This window comes from Kitasatospora sp. NPDC092286, assembly GCF_044755565.1.
Lineage (GTDB): Bacteria > Actinomycetota > Actinomycetes > Streptomycetales > Streptomycetaceae > Kitasatospora.
In genome coordinates, this window is the sequence record NZ_JBIVRD010000020.1 from 57,755 (window position 1) to 74,838 (window position 17,084).

The following is a 17,084-nucleotide window of genomic DNA, read 5'->3' on the forward strand; positions in this document are numbered from 1 at the left end:
CTCCCCCCCGACCACACCGTCGCATTCTGCAACCACCCCGCCCGCCTCCCTCTCGCTCCGCCGCTCCACGCGTGCGGTCCTCCGGCCGCCCGCGCCCCCCCCCCCCCGCCGCTCGGCGTGTCACCGCCGTCCGTCCGGGCCGGAAGGTCCGGACCTGGTCGGTGAACGCACGGCCACGGCCCACCTGGCCGACCGGCACGCCCCACTCCGGGCCCGCCGGGCGGACGGGTGCGGAACACGACGGAACTCCTCGTTCGAACGATCGTGGAGGTGCGCGGGCCTCAGGCCGTCACTTGGAGGTGGTGATCTCCAGCAGGGTGAACGGGCGCTGCTGCGGGTCGGTGAGCTCGCCGACCTTGTTCCAGGTGTTCGGCTTCAGGTCGAAGAGCTTGGTCTCGGTGCCGGTCACCATGGTCAGGTGAACCGAGTAGTCGGAGGTGGAGACGGCGTAAGTGGAGGGCAGCTCCAGGCTCAGCCGGCCCGACGTGCCGGTGGTGGTGAAGCAGAACCGGCCGCCACCGACCTTGTCGATCTCCGCCAGACCGCGGGCGTCGACCTCCAGCAGGCCCGGAGCACACGTCGTCAGGACGATGTGGCCGTCACCGCTCCTCAGCTTGATGCCGCGGTCCTGGAAGATCTGGTCCGCGTTCGGGTAGGCGAAGTCCTCCACGGCCGGCGGCGGGGTGTCGCCGGCGGCAGCCGCCGCCTTCGGGGCCGCGGGGGTACCGTCGGCCGCGGCGGCGACCACGACGCCGGACAGCGCGACCGCGCTCACGACCGCGCCGACGGTGAACATCCTGGTGATGGAACGCATGGGTAAATCCCCCTACTAGCCGTTAATTGCTGCTGATTTGCTGCGGACATCCTGAGTCGGTGCGCACACGGGCAACACAGCCGGGCAACTCCTCGGCCGCCCCCGGTCCGACCGGCACTATTGCTATCACGAGCGGATCGGGTTCCGGAAGATCAGTTCCGGCACCGGAAGCCCAGCACCCCTGAATGTTCGTATGCGATATATATATTTTTGTGGAAGGGAAGCTACGAACCGGTGAACTGTGGACGAAACGGGCTACCGGGTAATCCAGAACATCGCGACACCGAGCACCACCACGGACACGAGGAGCTGCACGTTCATGGCAATCGGCGCCACCTTCTCCTCCGACTCGCCCTTCTCCTTCGCTTCCATCAACCGCCGTGCCAGCTCCCTGCGGTGGCCGATCATGCCCAACGGGGCGATCAGCACCACCGTCGTATACATGACGAGCGCTTCGGCCGGCTCCATGTGTTTGACGTGGTAGCTCGCGAACATGAAGACCGCCCCGGCCAGCGGAGCAAGCGCGGTCATGATCCGGTGCTCGCGGGTGGGCATCCCCGGCACCAGAACCGCCAGAAACACGGCCGTCGCCAGGATGGCGATCCACCACCACGACACGACGCCGAGTCCCAGTGGATACATCGAAGACCCCCCTTGTTCCGGCTGTGGGGCCCGCGCCGGGCGCGGGCCCCACAGCTCCGTTCCATCACGGACGTTCGATCACGGACGTCCGTTCGACCACAGCCTAGCCGTGGGCCCGGCCTCAGTCGGACGAGAACCAGCTGACGACCGACGAGACGGCGCTGTGTCCCGACTTCACCAGCCTCTCACCGACCGACTCGGCGACCTTCACTCCGTACTTGGCCATTTCCTTCCCGCCCTTCTCGATCGCGCCGACCACCCGGCCACCGATCAGCGAGAGGCCGACACTGGCCGTGGCACCGATGAACTTGTCGCTGCTCCAGCCGTAACCGAACCCGGTGTAGACGGCCCCGGCCACACCCGCTATCAACGACACCGTGCCGAGCGCCGCCGCGAGAGGCTGGGTACCCGGGATCAGCATGAGGACTGCCGCCGCGGCCCCCGTCCAGGTGCTGACCTGGCCCAGGAAGTCGCCGTAGTCCTTGAAGAGCTGCTTGTCGTCCTTCGGCGGCGAACCCGGAGCCGGAGCCTGCTGCTTGTCGGTCACCGGGGTCGTCACCGAGTCGTTCTTCGGCGTGTTCACGGGGTCGACGTGGTTGGTCTCGTTGGCCTTCGCCTGGGCGGCGGCAGCGGCAGCCGCGGCGGCCTGCTCCTGCTCCCGCTTCTGGGCGGCGATGGAGTGCGCCTCGCTCGCGGCCTGGGAGGCCGCGGCCGCGTCCTTGCCCGCGGCGCTCGCGCTGGCCGAGGCCTGCGCTGCCGATGCCTTGGCACTCGACGCCGAGCTGACCGCCTGCTTCGCGGAGGCGTTCGCCTGGGTGAGGGAGTAGTTGGCCTGGCGGTTGGCCGTCTGCGCGGTGGCCGAGGCGCTCTTGGCCTTCTGCGCCGCGGCGGCAGCGGCCGCCGAGGAGGCGTCGGCGGCGGCGGACTTGGCCTTGGCGTCGTCCGCGTACCCCTTTGCCTGCTGGGCCGACTGCTTGGCCTGGTTCGCCCAGTCCGCGGCCTCATCCGAGGCGTGGCGCGCGTCCGCCGCGATCTTGTACGCCAGCTTGGCGCTCTCGCTCGCGGTGGCCGCGTCCCTCGCCGCGTTGGCGATCATGCTCAGCACGGACGACACGTGGACGTCGGTGTCCGCGTCCTGCTGCGCCGCCTTGTACTGCACCTTGGTCACGAAGTCGTGCTGCATCCAGGCCGGCCCGGCCAGGGCGACCGCGCCCGCCGCCTTCACGTTCGGCCCGCCGGCGTCCACGGCGACCACCGCGGCGACCCGGTCGTCCTCGGCCATCGCCTTGGCGTAGCCGTTGGCCAGGAAGGCCGCCATGACCGGCACGCTGCCGTCGGTCAGCGCGGCACCGCCGTCCCGCTGGACGGCCTTGCCGCCGCCCGAGATCAGGGAGACGATCTGCATCCGCATGTCCTCGGCCTGGGCCTTGAGCGCCCCGCCGCTGAGGAAGGTCTCGACCGCCGCCGGATCGGTGCTCTCCAGCGTCTTCTGGGCCGCGGCCGCGAGCGGCGCCTTGGCCACCGTCGAGACGGCGAGGACCTTCTCCCGGTCGTCGAGCCGCAGGCTGCGCTGGTAGTCCGACTTGGCCCAGGTCACCACGGCCTCGTCGGGCCCGGCCAGCGCGGCCTGGGCCGCCCCGCGGGTCCAGGAGCCGGTCGACTTCAGCAGGTTGACCGCCGCCTTGCGGCCGGCCTGGGCCGCCGTCTTGGTGTCGGCGCCGGGCGCCGCGGCCTGCTTGACCAGGTCCTTCGTCGCGGCGTCCTGAGAGGCGGCCTCGGTCTGCTGCTGGTCGAACCGGAGCTGCGTGGCCTGCTCGTCCTTCAGCAGCAGGTCGGCCTGGGTGAGGCCGAGCTGCTTGTCCGCCTCCAGCTTCGCGGCCTCGGCCTCACGGGCGATCTTCTCGATCTCCTGGGCCTTGTCGACCGCCTCGGCGGCGGTCTTGGCCGCGTCGGCCGCGGCGTTCGCGTGCAGCGTCGCCTGGTTCGCCCAGTCCTGGGCCTGCCCGGCCGCGTCGGCCGCGTCGTCGGCCGCCTTGGCGGCCTTCTCCGCGTGGTCGGCGGCGCTGTTGGCCCGGGTCTTGGCCTCGCCGGCCGCGGTGGCGGCCGCGGTGGCGAGGCTCTCGGCACGGTTCGCGGCCGCGGTGGCGGCGTTCGCCGCGTTGCGGGCCGTGGTGGCCGCGTTCCGGGCCCGGGTGGCCTGCGCGGTCGCCTGACCCGCCGAAGCACTCGCCTGGGCGCTGGCCTCGGCGGCGGCGGCGGCGTTCCCCGCGGCGCGGGCCGCGGCGGCACCGGAACGGCCGGCCTGGGCGCCGGCCTCGGCGGCCGACGCCGCGGCCGACGCCGCGTCACGGGCACCGGCCGCCGCGTCGCGCGCACCCTGCGCGGCCTCGCGGGCGTTCTTGGCCTGGGTCGCGTCGCCCGCGGCCGCCGCGGCGGCGTTGTACGCACGGCTGGCGGCCCGGCCTGCCGCGGCGGCGGCCGAGGCGGCCGAACTCGCCGCGGTGGCAGCCGTCCTGGCAGCCGACACCGCCGTGTTGGAGGCGTCGATCGCGGTCTGCGCGGCCTGCGCCGCGGCCTGGGCGGCCTCGGCGGCGCTGTTGGCCGCGGCGCCCGCCTTCTCGACGTCGTCCTTGGCCTGGGCCGCCTCGTTGGCGGCCTTCTGCGCGGCCAGCTTGGCGTCGCCGGCGGCCTTCTCGGCCCGGTCGCCCGCTTCCTTGGCGGCGGCCGTCTCCGCCTTGGCCCGCTTGGTGGCGTCGGTCGCGACCTGGGCGAGCTGCTTGACGGAGAGCGTCTCCTGGTCCCTGGCCTGCGCCAGGTACTGGCCGCTCTCCAGGAACGCGCGGACGTCGGCGGCGGTGCCGCTGAGCGCCCGGCCGGCCTGCTTGGTGTACTCCGGGCCGGTGTTCAGGTCCATCAGCCGAAGGACGGCGACCCGGTCGTCCTCCTCCTGCGCCTTGGCCCGGCCGGTGGTCAGGAAGTCGTCCATGACCTGGGCCGAGCCGTCGGCGAGCGCCTTGCTCCCCGCCGTCCGGACCGCGGTGTCGGCGCCGTCGATGAGCGTGACGATCGCCGCCCGGCGGTCGTCGTTCATCGGGTTCTGCCAGCCGGTCCTGACGAACGCGTGGACGTCGGCGTCGGTCCCGCTCAGTGCCGCCGACGCCGCGTCACGGACGCCCTTGCCGGTGTTGCTCAGCATCTTCAGGACGGCGAAGCGCTCGTCCTCCGCCTGGGCACGGCTCAGTGTGCTGCCCAGGAACCTGGTGATGTCGGCGTCCGAGCCCGTCAGCGCCCTCTCGGCCGCGTCCTTCGTCGCGCTGCCGCCGCCCTGCCAGGCGTCGACCACCTGCGCCCGGTAGTCCGCCGGAAGCGGCTCCGGTCCGGCGTCGCCCGGCAGCGCCTGCGCGACCGTGGTCCCCGCCAGGGTCGCGGCCAGTGCGAGGGCGGTGATGCCCAGAATCCTGGCACGCACCCGCCGCCGCTGCGGTGGCCCCACCCTCGATGTCGTGTCGGTCATATCCCCTCAGTTCCCCCTGGCCGTCAAGGCCGGTTTGTGCCAGGACCTTTGTCCTGGCACCGCGAGGATCCTAGTTCGAACTAAGCGGAATTGGTCTTATCACTTCAGTTCGGCCGAATATCCCGTCAACTGGCTTGTTCTAGACCTTGCTTCGCTCACGGAGAACGACATCCGGGAATATCCGCCACGAACACCCGGCGACATCCGGAGGTCCGGGCCATCGCCCCGACCGGCCCGTCTCCGCACCCGGGACAGCGAAGTGACTCACCGGTAGGGTGACGCACAGGAACAAGGTGACGGGGAGCGGAGCGCGGATGAGCGGCGACGGGACGGGCTTCTTCGAATCGGTGGCGGACACGGCCGCGAAACTGGCGCGGACGGGCTACCTGGCCTCGACCGCGGTGGCCACCACCGTCTTCCTGGCCGACCGCCTGGGCAAGCCGCTGCTCGTCGAGGGGCCTGCCGGGGTCGGCAAGACCGAACTCGCCAAGGCGGTGGCCGAAGTGGGCCGGGCCAGGCTGGTCCGGCTCCAGTGCTACGAAGGCATCGACGAGGCCCGCGCCCTGTACGAGTGGAACCACGCCAAGCAGTTGCTGCGGATCACCGCCGGCCGGGACGAGAGCTGGGACCAGGCCCGCGGCGACATCTTCGGCGAGGAGTTCCTGCTCCCCCGGCCGCTGCTGACCGCCATCCGCGGCGACGAGCCGACCGTGCTGCTGATCGACGAGATGGACAAGGCCGACGTCGAGGTGGAGGCCCTGCTGCTCGAGGTGCTCGGCGACTTCCAGATCACCGTGCCCGAGCTGGGCACCGTCACCGCGAGCCGCCGGCCCTTCGTCCTGCTCACCTCCAACGCCACCCGCGAGCTCTCCGAGGCGCTGCGCCGCCGCTGCCTCTTCCTCCACCTCGACTACCCGGATGCCGAGTTGGAGCGCCGGATCGTCCGGCTGAAGGTGCCGGGCCTGGACGCGGCGCTCGCCGAGTCGCTGGTCCGGGTGGTCGGAGCGCTGCGGGCGATGGACCTGCGCAAGGCCCCGTCGGTGGCCGAGACCATCGACTGGGCCCGCACCCTGCTGGCGCTCGGCGCGGACACGCTGGACGAGGCGATGGTCCGGGACACCCTCGGGGTGATCCTCAAACACCAGGACGACGTACGGAAGGCCGCGCAGAAACTCACCCTGGCGTGAGCGCTCCCCCGGCCGGCGACACCGCCGCACGCCTGACGGCGTTCGTCCGGGCGCTGCGCGGCCACGGGCTGCGGACCGGTCCGGCCGAGACCGTCGACGCGGCGGCGGTGCTCGACGTCCTCGGCCTCGACGACCGGGAGCAGGCCAGGGCCGGCCTGGCCGCCGCGCTCCTGCGCTCGGCCGGGCAGCGGGCGGTGTTCGACGCCACCTTCGACCTGTTCTTCCCGCTCGGCGTCGGCGCACCGGAGGCCGCCCGGGCCCACCCGCCGACCGACCCGCGGCAGGGCCCCGGAGCGCGGCAGGACCAACAGCGGGACCCACGCCGAAACCCGTACCAGGAGGTGCGCGAGGGCCTGCGCGAGCGCCTCGCCGCCGCCCTCGCCGCCGACGACCGGGCGGCCCAGGCCCGGCTGGCCGGCGAGGCGGTGGCCGCGCTCGGCCGGTACGGCACCGGCGCCACCCCCGGCTCGGACGGCTGGTCCGCCCACCAGACGCTCAGCCGCCTCGCGCCGGAGACCCTGCTCGCCCGCGTCCTGGCGGCCCTGCGCGACGGCACCGCCCCGGACTTCTCCGACCGTCTCCTCGCCGACGAGGTCCGCCGCCGCGTCCAGGACTTCCGCGCCCTGGTCGGCACCGAGGCCCGTCGCCGGGTGGCCGAGCTGCGCGGCGCCGAGCGGATCGCCGAGCGCGCCGTCGCACCCAGCGCCGACCGGATCGACTTCCTCGCCGCCGGCCGCGACCAGCTCGCCGAACTGCGCCGCACCGTACAGCCGTTGGCCCGCAAGCTGGCCACCCGGCTGGCCGCCCGGCGCCGCCGGGCGGCCCGGGGGCGGATCGACCTGCGCCGCACCCTGCGCCGCTCGCTCGGCACCGGCGGGGTGCCGCTGCGCCCGGCCTACCGGGTGCGCAGGCCGGCCCGTCCGGAGCTGGTGCTGCTCTGCGACGTCTCCGGTTCGGTCGCCGGGTTCGCCGACTTCACCATGCTGCTGGTGCGGGCGATGAGCGACCAGTTCAGCAGGGTCCGGGTGTTCGCCTTCGTCAACCGCACCGCCGAGGTGACCGGTCTGCTCTCCGGCGGCGACGGCGATCCGGCGCTGCTGGCCCGGCGCATCCTCACCGAGACGAAGGTGATGGGCCACCACGGCAACAGCGACTACGGCTCCGCCCTGGGCGAGTTCGCCGAGCACCACCTGGACGCGGTCGGCCCGCGCACCGGCGTACTGATCCTCGGCGACGCGCGGAACAACCACCGCGACCCCAACCTGCCCGCGCTGCGCCGGATCGCCGGGCGGGCCCGACGGGTGCACTGGCTCAACCCGGAGCAGCCCTCGCTCTGGGGGGCGGGCGACTCCGCCGCACCGGCCTACGCGGAGGTGGTGGAGATGCACTCCTGCCGCAACGCCCGCCGGCTGGGCGAGCTGATCGCCCGGCTGCTGCCGGTCTGACGCCTGGTCACGGCAGCCGCCGGGCGCGTCCGGTTCAGCCGTCCAGTTGCCCCAGGAAGTCCAGCAGCGCGGCGGTGACCTCGGCCGGCCGCTCCTGCTGCGTCCAGTGGCCGGTGCCCGGCAGGGTGACGTGCCGGTGCAGCCGGGGCGCGAAGCGCTCCAGGGCCGTCCGCATCCGGTCCGGTCCGACCAGCGCGTTCACCATGTCCTGCTCACCGAGCACGTACAGGACTGGCACGGTGATGGCGAGGCCGCCGAAGGGCGCGAGCAGCTCGTTGTTGCGGTCGATGTTGCGGTACCAGTTGAGCGGGCCGGTGAAGGCGTCTCCGCCGTGCCCGGCGTAGTCGGCCGCGAAGGCCTCGATGTCGTCCTTGGTCAGCCAGTCGGGCAGGTGCTCCGGCTCGGGGACGGTGTCCAGCAGCCGCTGCCCGGCCGGGACGACCCAGGGGCGCGGCCGGCCGGAGCCGCCTCCGGAGCCCCTGCCCAGGATGCGGCGGAAGGTGGACCGCACGTCCTCGGCGAGTTCGGCGTCGGCGACGCCCGGCTGCTGGAAGTAGATCTGGTAGAAGCCCTCGCCGTAGTTCTCCCGGGCCTGGCGCAGCGGGGGCAGCCCGCCGGGCAGCAGCGGTGGCACGCTCAGGCCGGCCACGCCGCGCACCAGGTCGGGGCGGAGCAGCGCGGTGGTCCAGGCGACGGGTGCGCCCCAGTCGTGGCCGACCACCACCGCCCGCTCCTCGCCGAGCGCGTGGATCAGGGCGGTGACGTCGCCGACCAGGTGGAGCAGGGTGTAGGCGTCGGCATCGGCCGGCTGCTCGCTGCGGGCGTAGCCGCGCTGGTCGGGGGCGACGACCCGGTAGCCGGCCGCGGCGAGCGGGGCGAACTGGTGCCGCCAGGAGTACCAGCTCTCCGGGAAACCGTGCAGCAGCAGGACCAGTGGTCCCTCGCCCTGCTCGGCGATGTGGAGCCTGACACCGTTCACCTCGACGTGGCTGTGTTCGACCGCGTTGTCCACACCCGCTCCTCAGGTCGTCACCGGGCCGGACCCCGTCCGGCCGTTCGCTGACGACCCTGCCCAGCGGCGTCGCCCGGGAATCCCCGGGCCCGGGGCGCCCCGCCGTCCGGCCGACCGGGTGCGGCCGGACGGCGGGGCGGCTGTCACGGCTTCAGCCGGTAGGCGCGCAGCACGGTCTGCTGGACCGTGCCGCCGTCGGCGTCCTCGGCGGTCGTCCTCAGCGAGACGAAGGGGCCGGCCCCGGCGGGCGGGGTGACGGTGATCCGGTGGACGCCGTCGGTGGTGGTGACCGGGGCGTCCTGCCAGCCGGCGCCGTCGTCGAAGGAGACCTGGACGGTGAGGCGCTTGGTCCTGGCGGCGGGCGCGCCGGCCTGCCGTTCGACCTTGGCGGTGAGGGTGTGCCGGTCCCGCGGCGCCTGGTTCTCGGCGTTGACGGGGGCGTTGAAGCGGACGACGCCGATCGGCAGCGGGGCGGTGCGCGGGGCGCCGCCCGGTCCGGGGGCGACGGCGGCGGAGCGGAACGTCCAGACCGCCTCGACGGTGCCGGAGAGCGCCCAGGGCTCGGCCCGGGTTCCCCTGGCGGTCAGCCGGTAGGCGGAGTCGGCGGCCGGGAGGGCGAAGTCTGCGGCCGGCTGGTCGCTCGCGCCGATCCGCTTGCCGTCCCGCTCCAGTTCGAGGTGGACGGTGTCGTCCAGCAGGTCGGGCAGCGGGGAGCCGTAGTGGCCCGGGGCGGCGTCGGTGAACAGCTGTGGGAAGACGGTGAGGGTGCCGTCGCTGCCGCGGGCGACGGCGGGCGCGCCGTTCTTGACGGGGGCGAGGCCGGGGCCGGTCACGGCGGCGTTCCACCGCTCGACGCAGGTGGCACCGGCCGCGCAGAGCACGGTGCCGCTCTGGGTGACGGCCGACGGGTAGTACTCGCCACCGGGGCCGGTCCGCTGGCCGAAGGACGTCTCGCGCCGCTGGTCGCGGACGGTGACATACTCGGTGCGGGCCGCGGGCAGGGCGAAGTCGGGTTCGACGATGGAGAGTCCGCCGATCCCGCCCGCCTCGGCGTAGCTGCTCAGGCTGCCGGCGGTGCCGGGCGCCGACGCGTAGTAGACGGTCTTCAGGGTGGCGAGGTCGCCGCGGCCGACCGTGAAGGCGGGGTCGGGCAGCGGTCCGGTGGTGTGCAGCAGCAGGTCGTAGCGGTCGGGCAGCGGTCCGGTGCCGGTCGCCGGGCCGTGCTGGATGCTCTGGACGGAGAAGTCGAGCGTCCCGGTCGTGATCCGGCCGCCGGGGATGACGTACAGGTTGCCGGGCCGGGCGATCATCAGGGCGACGTCCGTGCAGTCGCCGTCCTTGACGGCCCGGTAGCAGTAGCCGGCCGAGAGCGAGTACGGCGTGGCGCGCCGGTCCGGCACGGCGACGGTGATCTGGCGTCCCTGGCGGGCGTCCAGCGTGAGCAGGCCGTCGCGGCGCAGCTCGATCTCGGGCTGGAGGAACATGGTGCTGGTCGGCTTGACGCCGTCGGCGCCGGGGGTGACCAGCTTGCCGCCCAGGTTGTAGCGGCCCTCGGGGACGGTGGCGGTGGCGGTGCCGTTGTCGAAGGTCAGGCCGTACGACTCGTGGGTGTCGAGGTCCAGCAGCCGGACCTGGGAGGCGCCGTTCTCCCGGTCGCCGGGGCCGACGGGTGCGCCGTTGCGGTCGACGGCCTGGACGGTGACGGTGTGCCGGACGGCCTCCCGGCTCACCGCGTACGCGGTGCCGACGGCGATGCCGCCGGGGGCGGTGCCGGCCAGCCGCCCGGTGAGCGAGGCGCCGGCCGGGACGCGGCCCGGGTCGACGGTGACGGTGGCCTCGGCGGTGCCGCCGGCCGGGACGGTCAGCCGGGCGGGCGTGACGGTGAACGCCCCGGCCGGGCCCGCGGCACCGGCGCGGTCGGTGACGGCGGCGGCCAGGTCGAGGGTGACCGGCGCCTGGCCGGGGTTGTGGTAGGTGACGGTGCGGGTCACGGCCGGGCCCGCAGGTGGGCCGTCGAAGTGGATCCCGGTGCCGTCGGCGGTCGCGTACACGCTCTGGCCGGTGGCGCGGGCGAGGTCGGTCAGTCCGGCGCCCTGCTGGTAGGCGCTCTGGCCGGCGGCCGGCCGGGCGGAGGAGGTGAGGGCTGCCTTGAGCTGTGGGCCCTTCCAGTCCGGGTGCTGCTGGGCGAGCAGCGCGGCGGCGCCCGCGACGTGCGGGGCGGCCATCGAGGTGCCGGAGATGGCGGTGTAGCGGTCGCTGACCGGGCTCTGGCCGTCGGTGCCGGCCGCCCGGGCGGCGACGATGCCCGTGCCGGGCGCGGTGAGGTCCGGCTTGACGGCGTGGTCGCCGGTGCGCGGGCCCTGGCTGGAGATGCCGGCGAGGGTGCCGTCGCGGTCGACGGCGCCGACGGTGAGCGCGGCGTCGGCCGAGCCGGGGGTGCCGACGGTGCCGGCCCTGCCGCTGTTGCCGGCGGCGGCGACGAACAGGGTGCCGTAGCGGGCGGAGAGGGTGTTGACGGCCTGGGCCATCGGGTCGGTGCCGTCGGTGGGCGGGCCGGTGAGGCTGACGTTGACGATCGGCGCGCGGGCGGCGGCCCACTCCATGCCCTGGAGCACCCAGGACTCCTGGCCGTGGCCCTCGTCGTCGAGGACCTTGCCGACGAGCAGTTCGGCGTCGGGGGCGACGCCCTTGAAGCGGCCGTCGGAGGCGGCGCCGTCGCCCGCGACGATCGAGGCGACGTGGGTGCCGTGCCCGTCGCCGTCGGCGACGCCCGAGGGCTGTCCGGTGAAGTCGGAGGTCTCGCCGACCGAGCCGGCGAGGTCGGGGTGGCCCGCGTCGATGCCGGTGTCCAGCACGGCGACCTTGACGCCCTCTCCGGTCCAGCCGGACTGCCAGGCCTGCGGGGCGCCGATCTGCGCGGTGGAGCGGTCGAGCGCGGCGCCGACCTTGCCGTCCAGCCAGACCTTGTGCACTCCGCCGGGGGCCGACCCGGTGATGGACCGGCCGCTGGTGGACTGGCCGAGCTGTCGCCAGAGTTCGCCGGTCCGGCTCTTCTCCGCGCGCAGCGCGCTGCCGTGCACGCTGTCCAGCGCGCGGACCGCCTTGGTGCCCGCGGGCGGGGCGGCGGGGGCGAGGCTCTTTCCGCCCGCCGTGTCGTAGCCGACGATCAGCGGCAGGTCGGGGCTGTGCTCGTCGTCGTAGCCCTGGGCGACCAGCCCGGCGATGTCGAACAGCCGGGGGTCGAGGCGGCCCGCGCGCAGCGGCTCGGCGGCGTCCTGCGGGATGAGCCCGAGCGTGCCGAAGGGGCCGGGCTCCTGGCTGAAGGTCAGTTCCTCGCGGCCGGTGCCGGGCTTGACGGCGACGACCGTCACCGTGCCGTCGGCGCCGATCCGGGCGGTGACCCGGTCGCCGGTGATCAGGGTGACGTGCACCAGGCGGCCCGGTGCGGTGCCCGGGTGCTCCCCGGCCGGTGCGGGTGCCGCCGAGGCGGCCGGGGTGACCGCCGTGGCGGCCAGCACCGCGCCCAGTACGGCGGCCGTCCACCGGCCCGCCGTCCGTATGCCTTGCATTCATATCCTCTCGGTCGGGCGGCGCCCTCGGTTCGGGTGCCGCTCACTGGTCCTGCCGAGGGATCGACGGAAGTGCCGGGGCCGGAGGATGTCCTGGGGCGGCAGAAAAAATCCGAAAAGATTTTCGTGGTCCGGTGTCATCCCCCGGGGTGGCCGGCTCCGTCGGAGTGATCAGAGACGAACGGAGGGCGTGCGCTGTGCGTACCGCAGACCTGGAGGAATTCCGCGGCTTCGCCGAGGACCGGTTGCCGCACCTGCGGCGGACCGCGTACCTGATGTGCGGTGACTGGCACCACGCCGAGGACATCACGCAGACGGCGCTGGCCAAGCTGTACGCCGTGTGGGGAAAGCGGCACCGGATCGACAACCTGGAGGCCTACGCCCACCGGGTGCTGACCCGGGCCTGCATCGACCACACCCGGCGCCGCTGGCGGCGCGAGGACCCGACCCCCGAGCTGCCCGACCGGGCCGGCCCGGGGACGGACCCCTCGCTCGGCCTCCAGATCCGGGCCGCCCTGGCCGCCCTGCCGCCGCGTCAGCGCGCGGTGGTGGTGCTGCGGTTCTGGGCGGACCTGGACATCGCGGCCACCGCCAAGGCACTCGGCTGCACCGCCGGCACCGTCAAGAGCCACAGCGCCCGGGCCCTCGTCCGGCTGCGCGAACTGCTCGGCGAGACCGACCCGTTCGGCGAGCTCGCCACCCCCACCCCACTGAAGGAAGCCCTGTGAGAATCGACGACGCCCTGAACGAGCACGACGAGGTCCGGACCCTGCTGGCGGCCGGGCTCGGCGCCGAACCGCCGCTGCGCGCCGACACGGTCGGCGCGGCGGTCGCGGCCGGCCGCCGCCGGGGCGCGCGGCGCCGCCACGCCCGCGCCGGCGCCGGGGTGGCGGCCACCGCCGCGCTGACCGCGCTGGTGGTGGCCACCCCCGGCACCGGTGGGGCGCCCGCCGCCCCGGGCACACCGGGCCCGGCCGCCGTGGCCGCCGCCGACCCGCTGGCCGGGCCGCTGGTCCTGGCCGGCTCGGCCGGCGACGCCCCGCAGACGCTGCGCCCGGACTCCTTCGGCCCGGGCACCGGCCGCCCCACCGACTGGACCAGCCGGCAGCTCGGCGACGCCCTGGCCGGGCTGCTCCCGTCCGGTGCCACCACCGTGCGCGAGGGCGACATCCCCGGCCGGACCTTCCGGGTGGACTGGGACGGCGGCACCGGCCCGGTGGAGTTCATCGGCGGCGCCGACCGCACCGCCGACGCGCCGAAGGTCCCGTTCTGCGCCCGGATCGCCCTGCCGAAGGTCACCGCCCGGCCCGGCGTGCCCGCCCCGGCGGACGTGGTGCCGACGAACGACTGCCAGGTGGTCGAACTCGCCGACGGCGCCCGGGCGGAGACGGTCACGCTGACCTTCCCGCAGGACGGCCGCGGCTCGCAGTACGTCCGGGTGCAGCGCGCCGACGGCCGGACGGTCACCCTGCAGCAGTGGACCGCCCGCCCGGAGGCCGCCCTGGAGACCGCCGCCCTGCTGGCGATCGCCAACGATCCCGCCTGGCGGTTCTGAGCGGTCGGGGTGTCCGGGCCCGCGCCCGGACACCCCGGCCCTGCCGGTCCGGCCGTCGCCGCCGCTACTGGTCCCGCGCGGCCTGGGCGAGCTTCTCCCGGGCGTCGGCCAGGTCCTCCTCGGTGGGCGCGTCGTCCTGGGTGAGCCGGTGCCGCCAGTACCCGGCGAACTCGACGGACGGCCTGGCCAGCCCGCGCTCCTCCACCAGATGGCGGCGGAGCGCGCGGACGGCGGCGGCCTCCCCCGCCAGCCAGGCGAACGGTGTGCCGCCGGGCAGGTCGGCGGCCCGGACGGCGGCGGTCAGCGGTCCGCCGGGGGCGGCGCCGTCGCGGTGCAGCCAGTGGACGGTGAGGTCGGCCCGGCTGTCCAGCCGCTGCCGCTCGGCCTCCTCCGCGACCTCGATGAACGCGACCGCCCCGGTGCCCGGGGGCAGGGCCTCCAGCAGGGTGCCGATCGCGGGCAGCGCCGTCTCGTCCCCGGCGAGCAGTACCCAGTCGGCCTCGGCGACGGCGGTGGCGAGCGGGACGGGCCGGGCGTAGAGCTCGGACGGCCCGACCATGCCGAGCCGGTCCCCGGGCCGGGCGCGGCGCGCCCAGGCGGCGGCCGGGCCGCCGTCAGGACCGCTGTCCGGGCCGGAAGCCGGCCCGCTGTCCCCGTGCAGGACGAAGTCGATCTCCAGCAGCCTGGTACCGGGCCGGCGGCGGCGGACGGTGAAGCTGCGCAGCCAGGGCCGCTCGGCCTCGGGGACCGCGAGACAGGCCCGGTACCAGCCCATCGGGTCCTCGCTCCGTGCCGGGAGGACGGGCTCGGCCTGGCCCTCCCGGGGGAAGCAGAGTTTCACCTGCTGGTCCGGCAGCCGGCCGACGGTCTCGTCGAGGGTCTCGGCCTCGAAGGTGACCCGGGCCATCCGCGGAGTGAGCCGCTCGACCTGGGTGACCTGGATGAACGTGACGGGCAGTAGCACTGTCGAACCCTCCGGTTCCGTTCCACCGACTGATAACCTTACGCCATAAGGAGTTACCTCGACCGAGGATACTTTACGGCATAAGGAGTTGCCACCGTGGTCGTCTTCGCCGGACAGGGCGACGCCCGCCGCTCGATGTCCCTGCTCTGGCGCGCGCCGGACCGGCCCCGCACCGGGCGCAGCGGCCCCAAGCCCGGCCTGAGCGTGGACGCGATCGTGACGGCCGGCCTCGCGGTGGCCGACGCCGAGGGGATGGGCGCGCTGTCGATGCGCGCGGTCGGCGAGCGGCTGGGCCGCACCGCCATGGCCCTGTACACCTACGTGCCGGGGAAGGCCGAACTGGTCGATCTGATGCACGACCGGGCACTGGCCGAACTGCCCACCGACTACGACCTCGCCGCCGGCTGGCGGCCCGCCCTCACCACCTGGGCCGAGGACCTCTTCGCCTGCTGTCTGCGCCACCCCTGGATGCTCCAGGTCTCGCAGGCCCGCCCGGTGCTCGGCCCGTCCGAACTGGGCGCGATGGAGACGGTGCTGCGGATCCTGCACGGGACGGGCCTGGAGCCCCGGCTGCTGCGAGGCGTGGTCAGCACGCTCTGGCAGTTCGTGCGCGGGATGGCGCAGGTCGCCGCCGACACCCGCGCGGCCGCCTCCGCCACCGGGGTGCCCGACGAGGAGTGGTGGTCCGCCCGGTCCACCCAACTCGCCGAACTCGCACCGGACTTCGCCGATCGCTTCCCCTTGCTGACCGCCCTGGAGAGCGGCGCCGCCGCCCCCGCGGCGGAGGACGGCGGCTACCTGGAGGGCCAGACCAGGGAGAGCTTCCGCACCGGCCTCGCCGTCCTGCTGGACGGGGTCGGGACCGCGGTCACCCGGCCGGACGGACGCTAGCGTGCCCGGCCGATCCGCCCGGTGACGACGGCCAGGGCGGTGCCCAGCACCACCAGCACGGCGTACCCGGCGGTCTCGTGACCGCCCGGGACCAGGTAGCGGACGAAGCCGAAGAGGCGGAAGCCCCCGAGGTGGTCGGAGAGCAGGCCGCTGATCCCTCCGACGACGAGGGCGAAGCTCACGAAACCGAGCAGATTCTTCATGCCCCTGAGCCTAGAGACCCAGGTCAGCGCCGGTATCCGACTTTCGGAGCGACCTGCCGCCACCAAAGTCGCGCACCCGGCGGGCACCCGCGGCAGCGGAGAGCAGCGCGGGAGCGGCCGCCAGGGCGAAGCAGAGCGGCAGCGGCAGCCGGCCGACCAGCAGGCCGACGGTGGCGGTGCCGCCCGCCGAACCGGCGTTGAAGGCGGTGTTCACCCAGGCACCGGCCCGGGTGCGGGCCTGCGGCGCGGCCGCCTCGTCGGCCAGCAGATAGGCGGTGGTGACGGCGGGTGAGACGAACAGCCCGGCGAGGGCGACGGCCGCGGCCAGCGCCGGCAGGTTCGGCGCCAGCCCCGCGCCCGCCAGCGCCAGGCCCAGCCCGGCGGCCAGCAACGGCAGCCGGGCCCGGTTCGGGGCGGACCAGGTGACGGCGCCGTAGGCGAGACCGCCGACGGCGCTGCCCGCCGAGAGCGCCGCCAGAATCCAGGCCACCGCCCCGGCCTGGCCGCGCGCCTCCGCGAAGGCCACCACCATCAGGTCCAGCGCGCCGAGCGCCAGCCCGGTCGCGGCCGAGGCGAGCACCGCCCGGCGCAGCGCTCCCCCGCCGCCCGGGCGCTCCCCGGACACGGCCGGCCCGGTCCCGTCCACCTCCCGCGCGACGGGGGTGGAGACCAGCGCCAGGGTGCCGGCGAGGACGAGTCCGGCACCCGCCGCCACCGCGGCCGCCGGACCGGCGACCGTGAGCAGCAGACCCACCAGCAACGGGCCGCTGACGAACAGCAGTTCCTCGGCGACGGTGTCCAGGCTGTACGCGCGCTGGAGCAGTGCCCGGTCCGGCAGCAGCCGGCGCCACAGCGTCCGCATCACCGGCCCGAGTGGCGGGGTGCAGGCACCGGCGGCGACCACCAGAGCGCCCGTCAGGACCGGCGGCGCGCCCGGCCGCCAGGTGGCGCAGGCCACCAGGGCCAGCAGCCCGGCGTACAGCGCGGCCATCGGCGGCAGCGCGCGCCGGGGACCGTACCGGTCGACCAGGGCGGCCCGGGTCGGCGAGAGGAAGACGCTGGTCAGCCCGAACAGGGCCAGCACGGTGCCGGCCACCGCGTAGGAGCCGCCGGAGTCCCGGACGGCCAGCATCATCGCGAGCGGGACCATCCCGTACGAGAGCCGGCCCAGCAGGGCGGCGCCGAAGGTGCGGCGGGCGTGCGGGGTCCGCAGGACGGCGGCGTAGGAGGGGGTGTGCGAAGACCGCGAAGACGAAGGCGGCGAAGACTGCGAAGACAAGGAGACGTT

Annotated in this window: 13 protein-coding genes; 5 read left to right on the top strand and 8 right to left on the bottom strand. The window is 74.8% G+C overall.

Annotated features, from left to right (window positions below; translation table 11 throughout):
- Positions 1–289: 289 nt before the first annotated feature.
- The 3 genes from ACIQIB_RS21285 to ACIQIB_RS21295 form a co-directional block, all read right to left on the bottom strand.
- A complete protein-coding gene (locus tag ACIQIB_RS21285; protein WP_363615176.1) occupies positions 290–814 on the bottom strand; it encodes a hypothetical protein in 525 nt (174 codons plus the stop codon).
- A 255-nt stretch (positions 815–1,069) separates the two neighbouring features.
- Positions 1,070–1,456, bottom strand: a complete 387-nt coding sequence (locus tag ACIQIB_RS21290; protein ID WP_363615174.1) for a hypothetical protein — start codon at positions 1,454–1,456, stop codon at positions 1,070–1,072.
- A 121-nt stretch (positions 1,457–1,577) separates the two neighbouring features.
- On the bottom strand, positions 1,578–4,970 hold the full coding sequence (locus ACIQIB_RS21295) for an ALF repeat-containing protein (RefSeq protein WP_363615172.1): 3,393 nt from the start codon (positions 4,968–4,970) through the stop codon (positions 1,578–1,580).
- Positions 4,971–5,284: 314 nt separating this feature from the next.
- On the opposite strand from ACIQIB_RS21295, the gene ACIQIB_RS21300 reads away from it, so the two are divergent.
- Together ACIQIB_RS21300 and ACIQIB_RS21305 are read left to right on the top strand one after the other, a co-directional pair.
- Positions 5,285–6,157, top strand: coding sequence for a MoxR family ATPase (locus ACIQIB_RS21300; RefSeq protein WP_363615170.1), 873 nt, complete (start codon positions 5,285–5,287; stop codon positions 6,155–6,157).
- On the top strand, positions 6,154–7,602 hold the full coding sequence (locus tag ACIQIB_RS21305) for a VWA domain-containing protein (RefSeq protein ID WP_400759732.1): 1,449 nt from the start codon (positions 6,154–6,156) through the stop codon (positions 7,600–7,602). Before ACIQIB_RS21300 ends, ACIQIB_RS21305 begins: the two co-directional genes overlap by 4 nt.
- A gap of 34 nt (positions 7,603–7,636) precedes the next feature.
- Here the strand turns inward: ACIQIB_RS21305 and ACIQIB_RS21310 are convergent, their stop codons facing one another.
- Together ACIQIB_RS21310 and ACIQIB_RS21315 are read right to left on the bottom strand one after the other, a co-directional pair.
- A complete protein-coding gene (locus ACIQIB_RS21310) occupies positions 7,637–8,614 on the bottom strand; it encodes an alpha/beta fold hydrolase (RefSeq protein ID WP_400759735.1) in 978 nt (325 codons plus the stop codon).
- 143 nt (positions 8,615–8,757) lie between these two features.
- Positions 8,758–12,183 (bottom strand): S8 family serine peptidase, encoded by a 3,426-nt coding sequence (locus ACIQIB_RS21315; RefSeq protein WP_400759738.1) that lies wholly within the window; start codon positions 12,181–12,183, stop codon positions 8,758–8,760.
- A gap of 197 nt (positions 12,184–12,380) precedes the next feature.
- Between ACIQIB_RS21315 and ACIQIB_RS21320 the strand changes: the two genes are divergently transcribed.
- Together ACIQIB_RS21320 and ACIQIB_RS21325 are read left to right on the top strand one after the other, a co-directional pair.
- On the top strand, positions 12,381–12,911 hold the full coding sequence (locus ACIQIB_RS21320) for a SigE family RNA polymerase sigma factor (protein WP_400759741.1): 531 nt from the start codon (positions 12,381–12,383) through the stop codon (positions 12,909–12,911).
- On the top strand, positions 12,908–13,738 hold the full coding sequence (locus ACIQIB_RS21325) for a hypothetical protein (protein ID WP_400759743.1): 831 nt from the start codon (positions 12,908–12,910) through the stop codon (positions 13,736–13,738). Before ACIQIB_RS21320 ends, ACIQIB_RS21325 begins: the two co-directional genes overlap by 4 nt.
- A 64-nt stretch (positions 13,739–13,802) precedes the next feature.
- On the opposite strand, the gene ACIQIB_RS21330 is transcribed toward ACIQIB_RS21325, so the two are convergent.
- Positions 13,803–14,702 carry a siderophore-interacting protein gene (locus tag ACIQIB_RS21330; protein ID WP_400655429.1) on the bottom strand — a complete coding sequence of 300 codons (900 nt, stop codon included), beginning with the start codon at positions 14,700–14,702 and terminating at the stop codon, positions 13,803–13,805.
- A gap of 96 nt (positions 14,703–14,798) precedes the next feature.
- On the opposite strand from ACIQIB_RS21330, the gene ACIQIB_RS21335 reads away from it, so the two are divergent.
- On the top strand, positions 14,799–15,593 hold the full coding sequence (locus ACIQIB_RS21335) for a TetR/AcrR family transcriptional regulator (protein ID WP_400759745.1): 795 nt from the start codon (positions 14,799–14,801) through the stop codon (positions 15,591–15,593).
- Here ACIQIB_RS21335 and ACIQIB_RS21340 read toward each other — a convergent pair.
- Positions 15,590–15,796 carry a hypothetical protein gene (locus ACIQIB_RS21340; protein ID WP_400759747.1) on the bottom strand — a complete coding sequence of 69 codons (207 nt, stop codon included), beginning with the start codon at positions 15,794–15,796 and terminating at the stop codon, positions 15,590–15,592. The genes ACIQIB_RS21335 and ACIQIB_RS21340 overlap by 4 nt on opposite strands.
- Before the next feature lie 10 nt (positions 15,797–15,806).
- The gene (locus ACIQIB_RS21345) at positions 15,807–17,075 is read right to left on the bottom strand and encodes an MFS transporter (RefSeq protein WP_400655425.1); all 1,269 of its coding nucleotides are present in this window, start codon (positions 17,073–17,075) and stop codon (positions 15,807–15,809) included.
- Positions 17,076–17,084 lie beyond the last annotated feature (9 nt).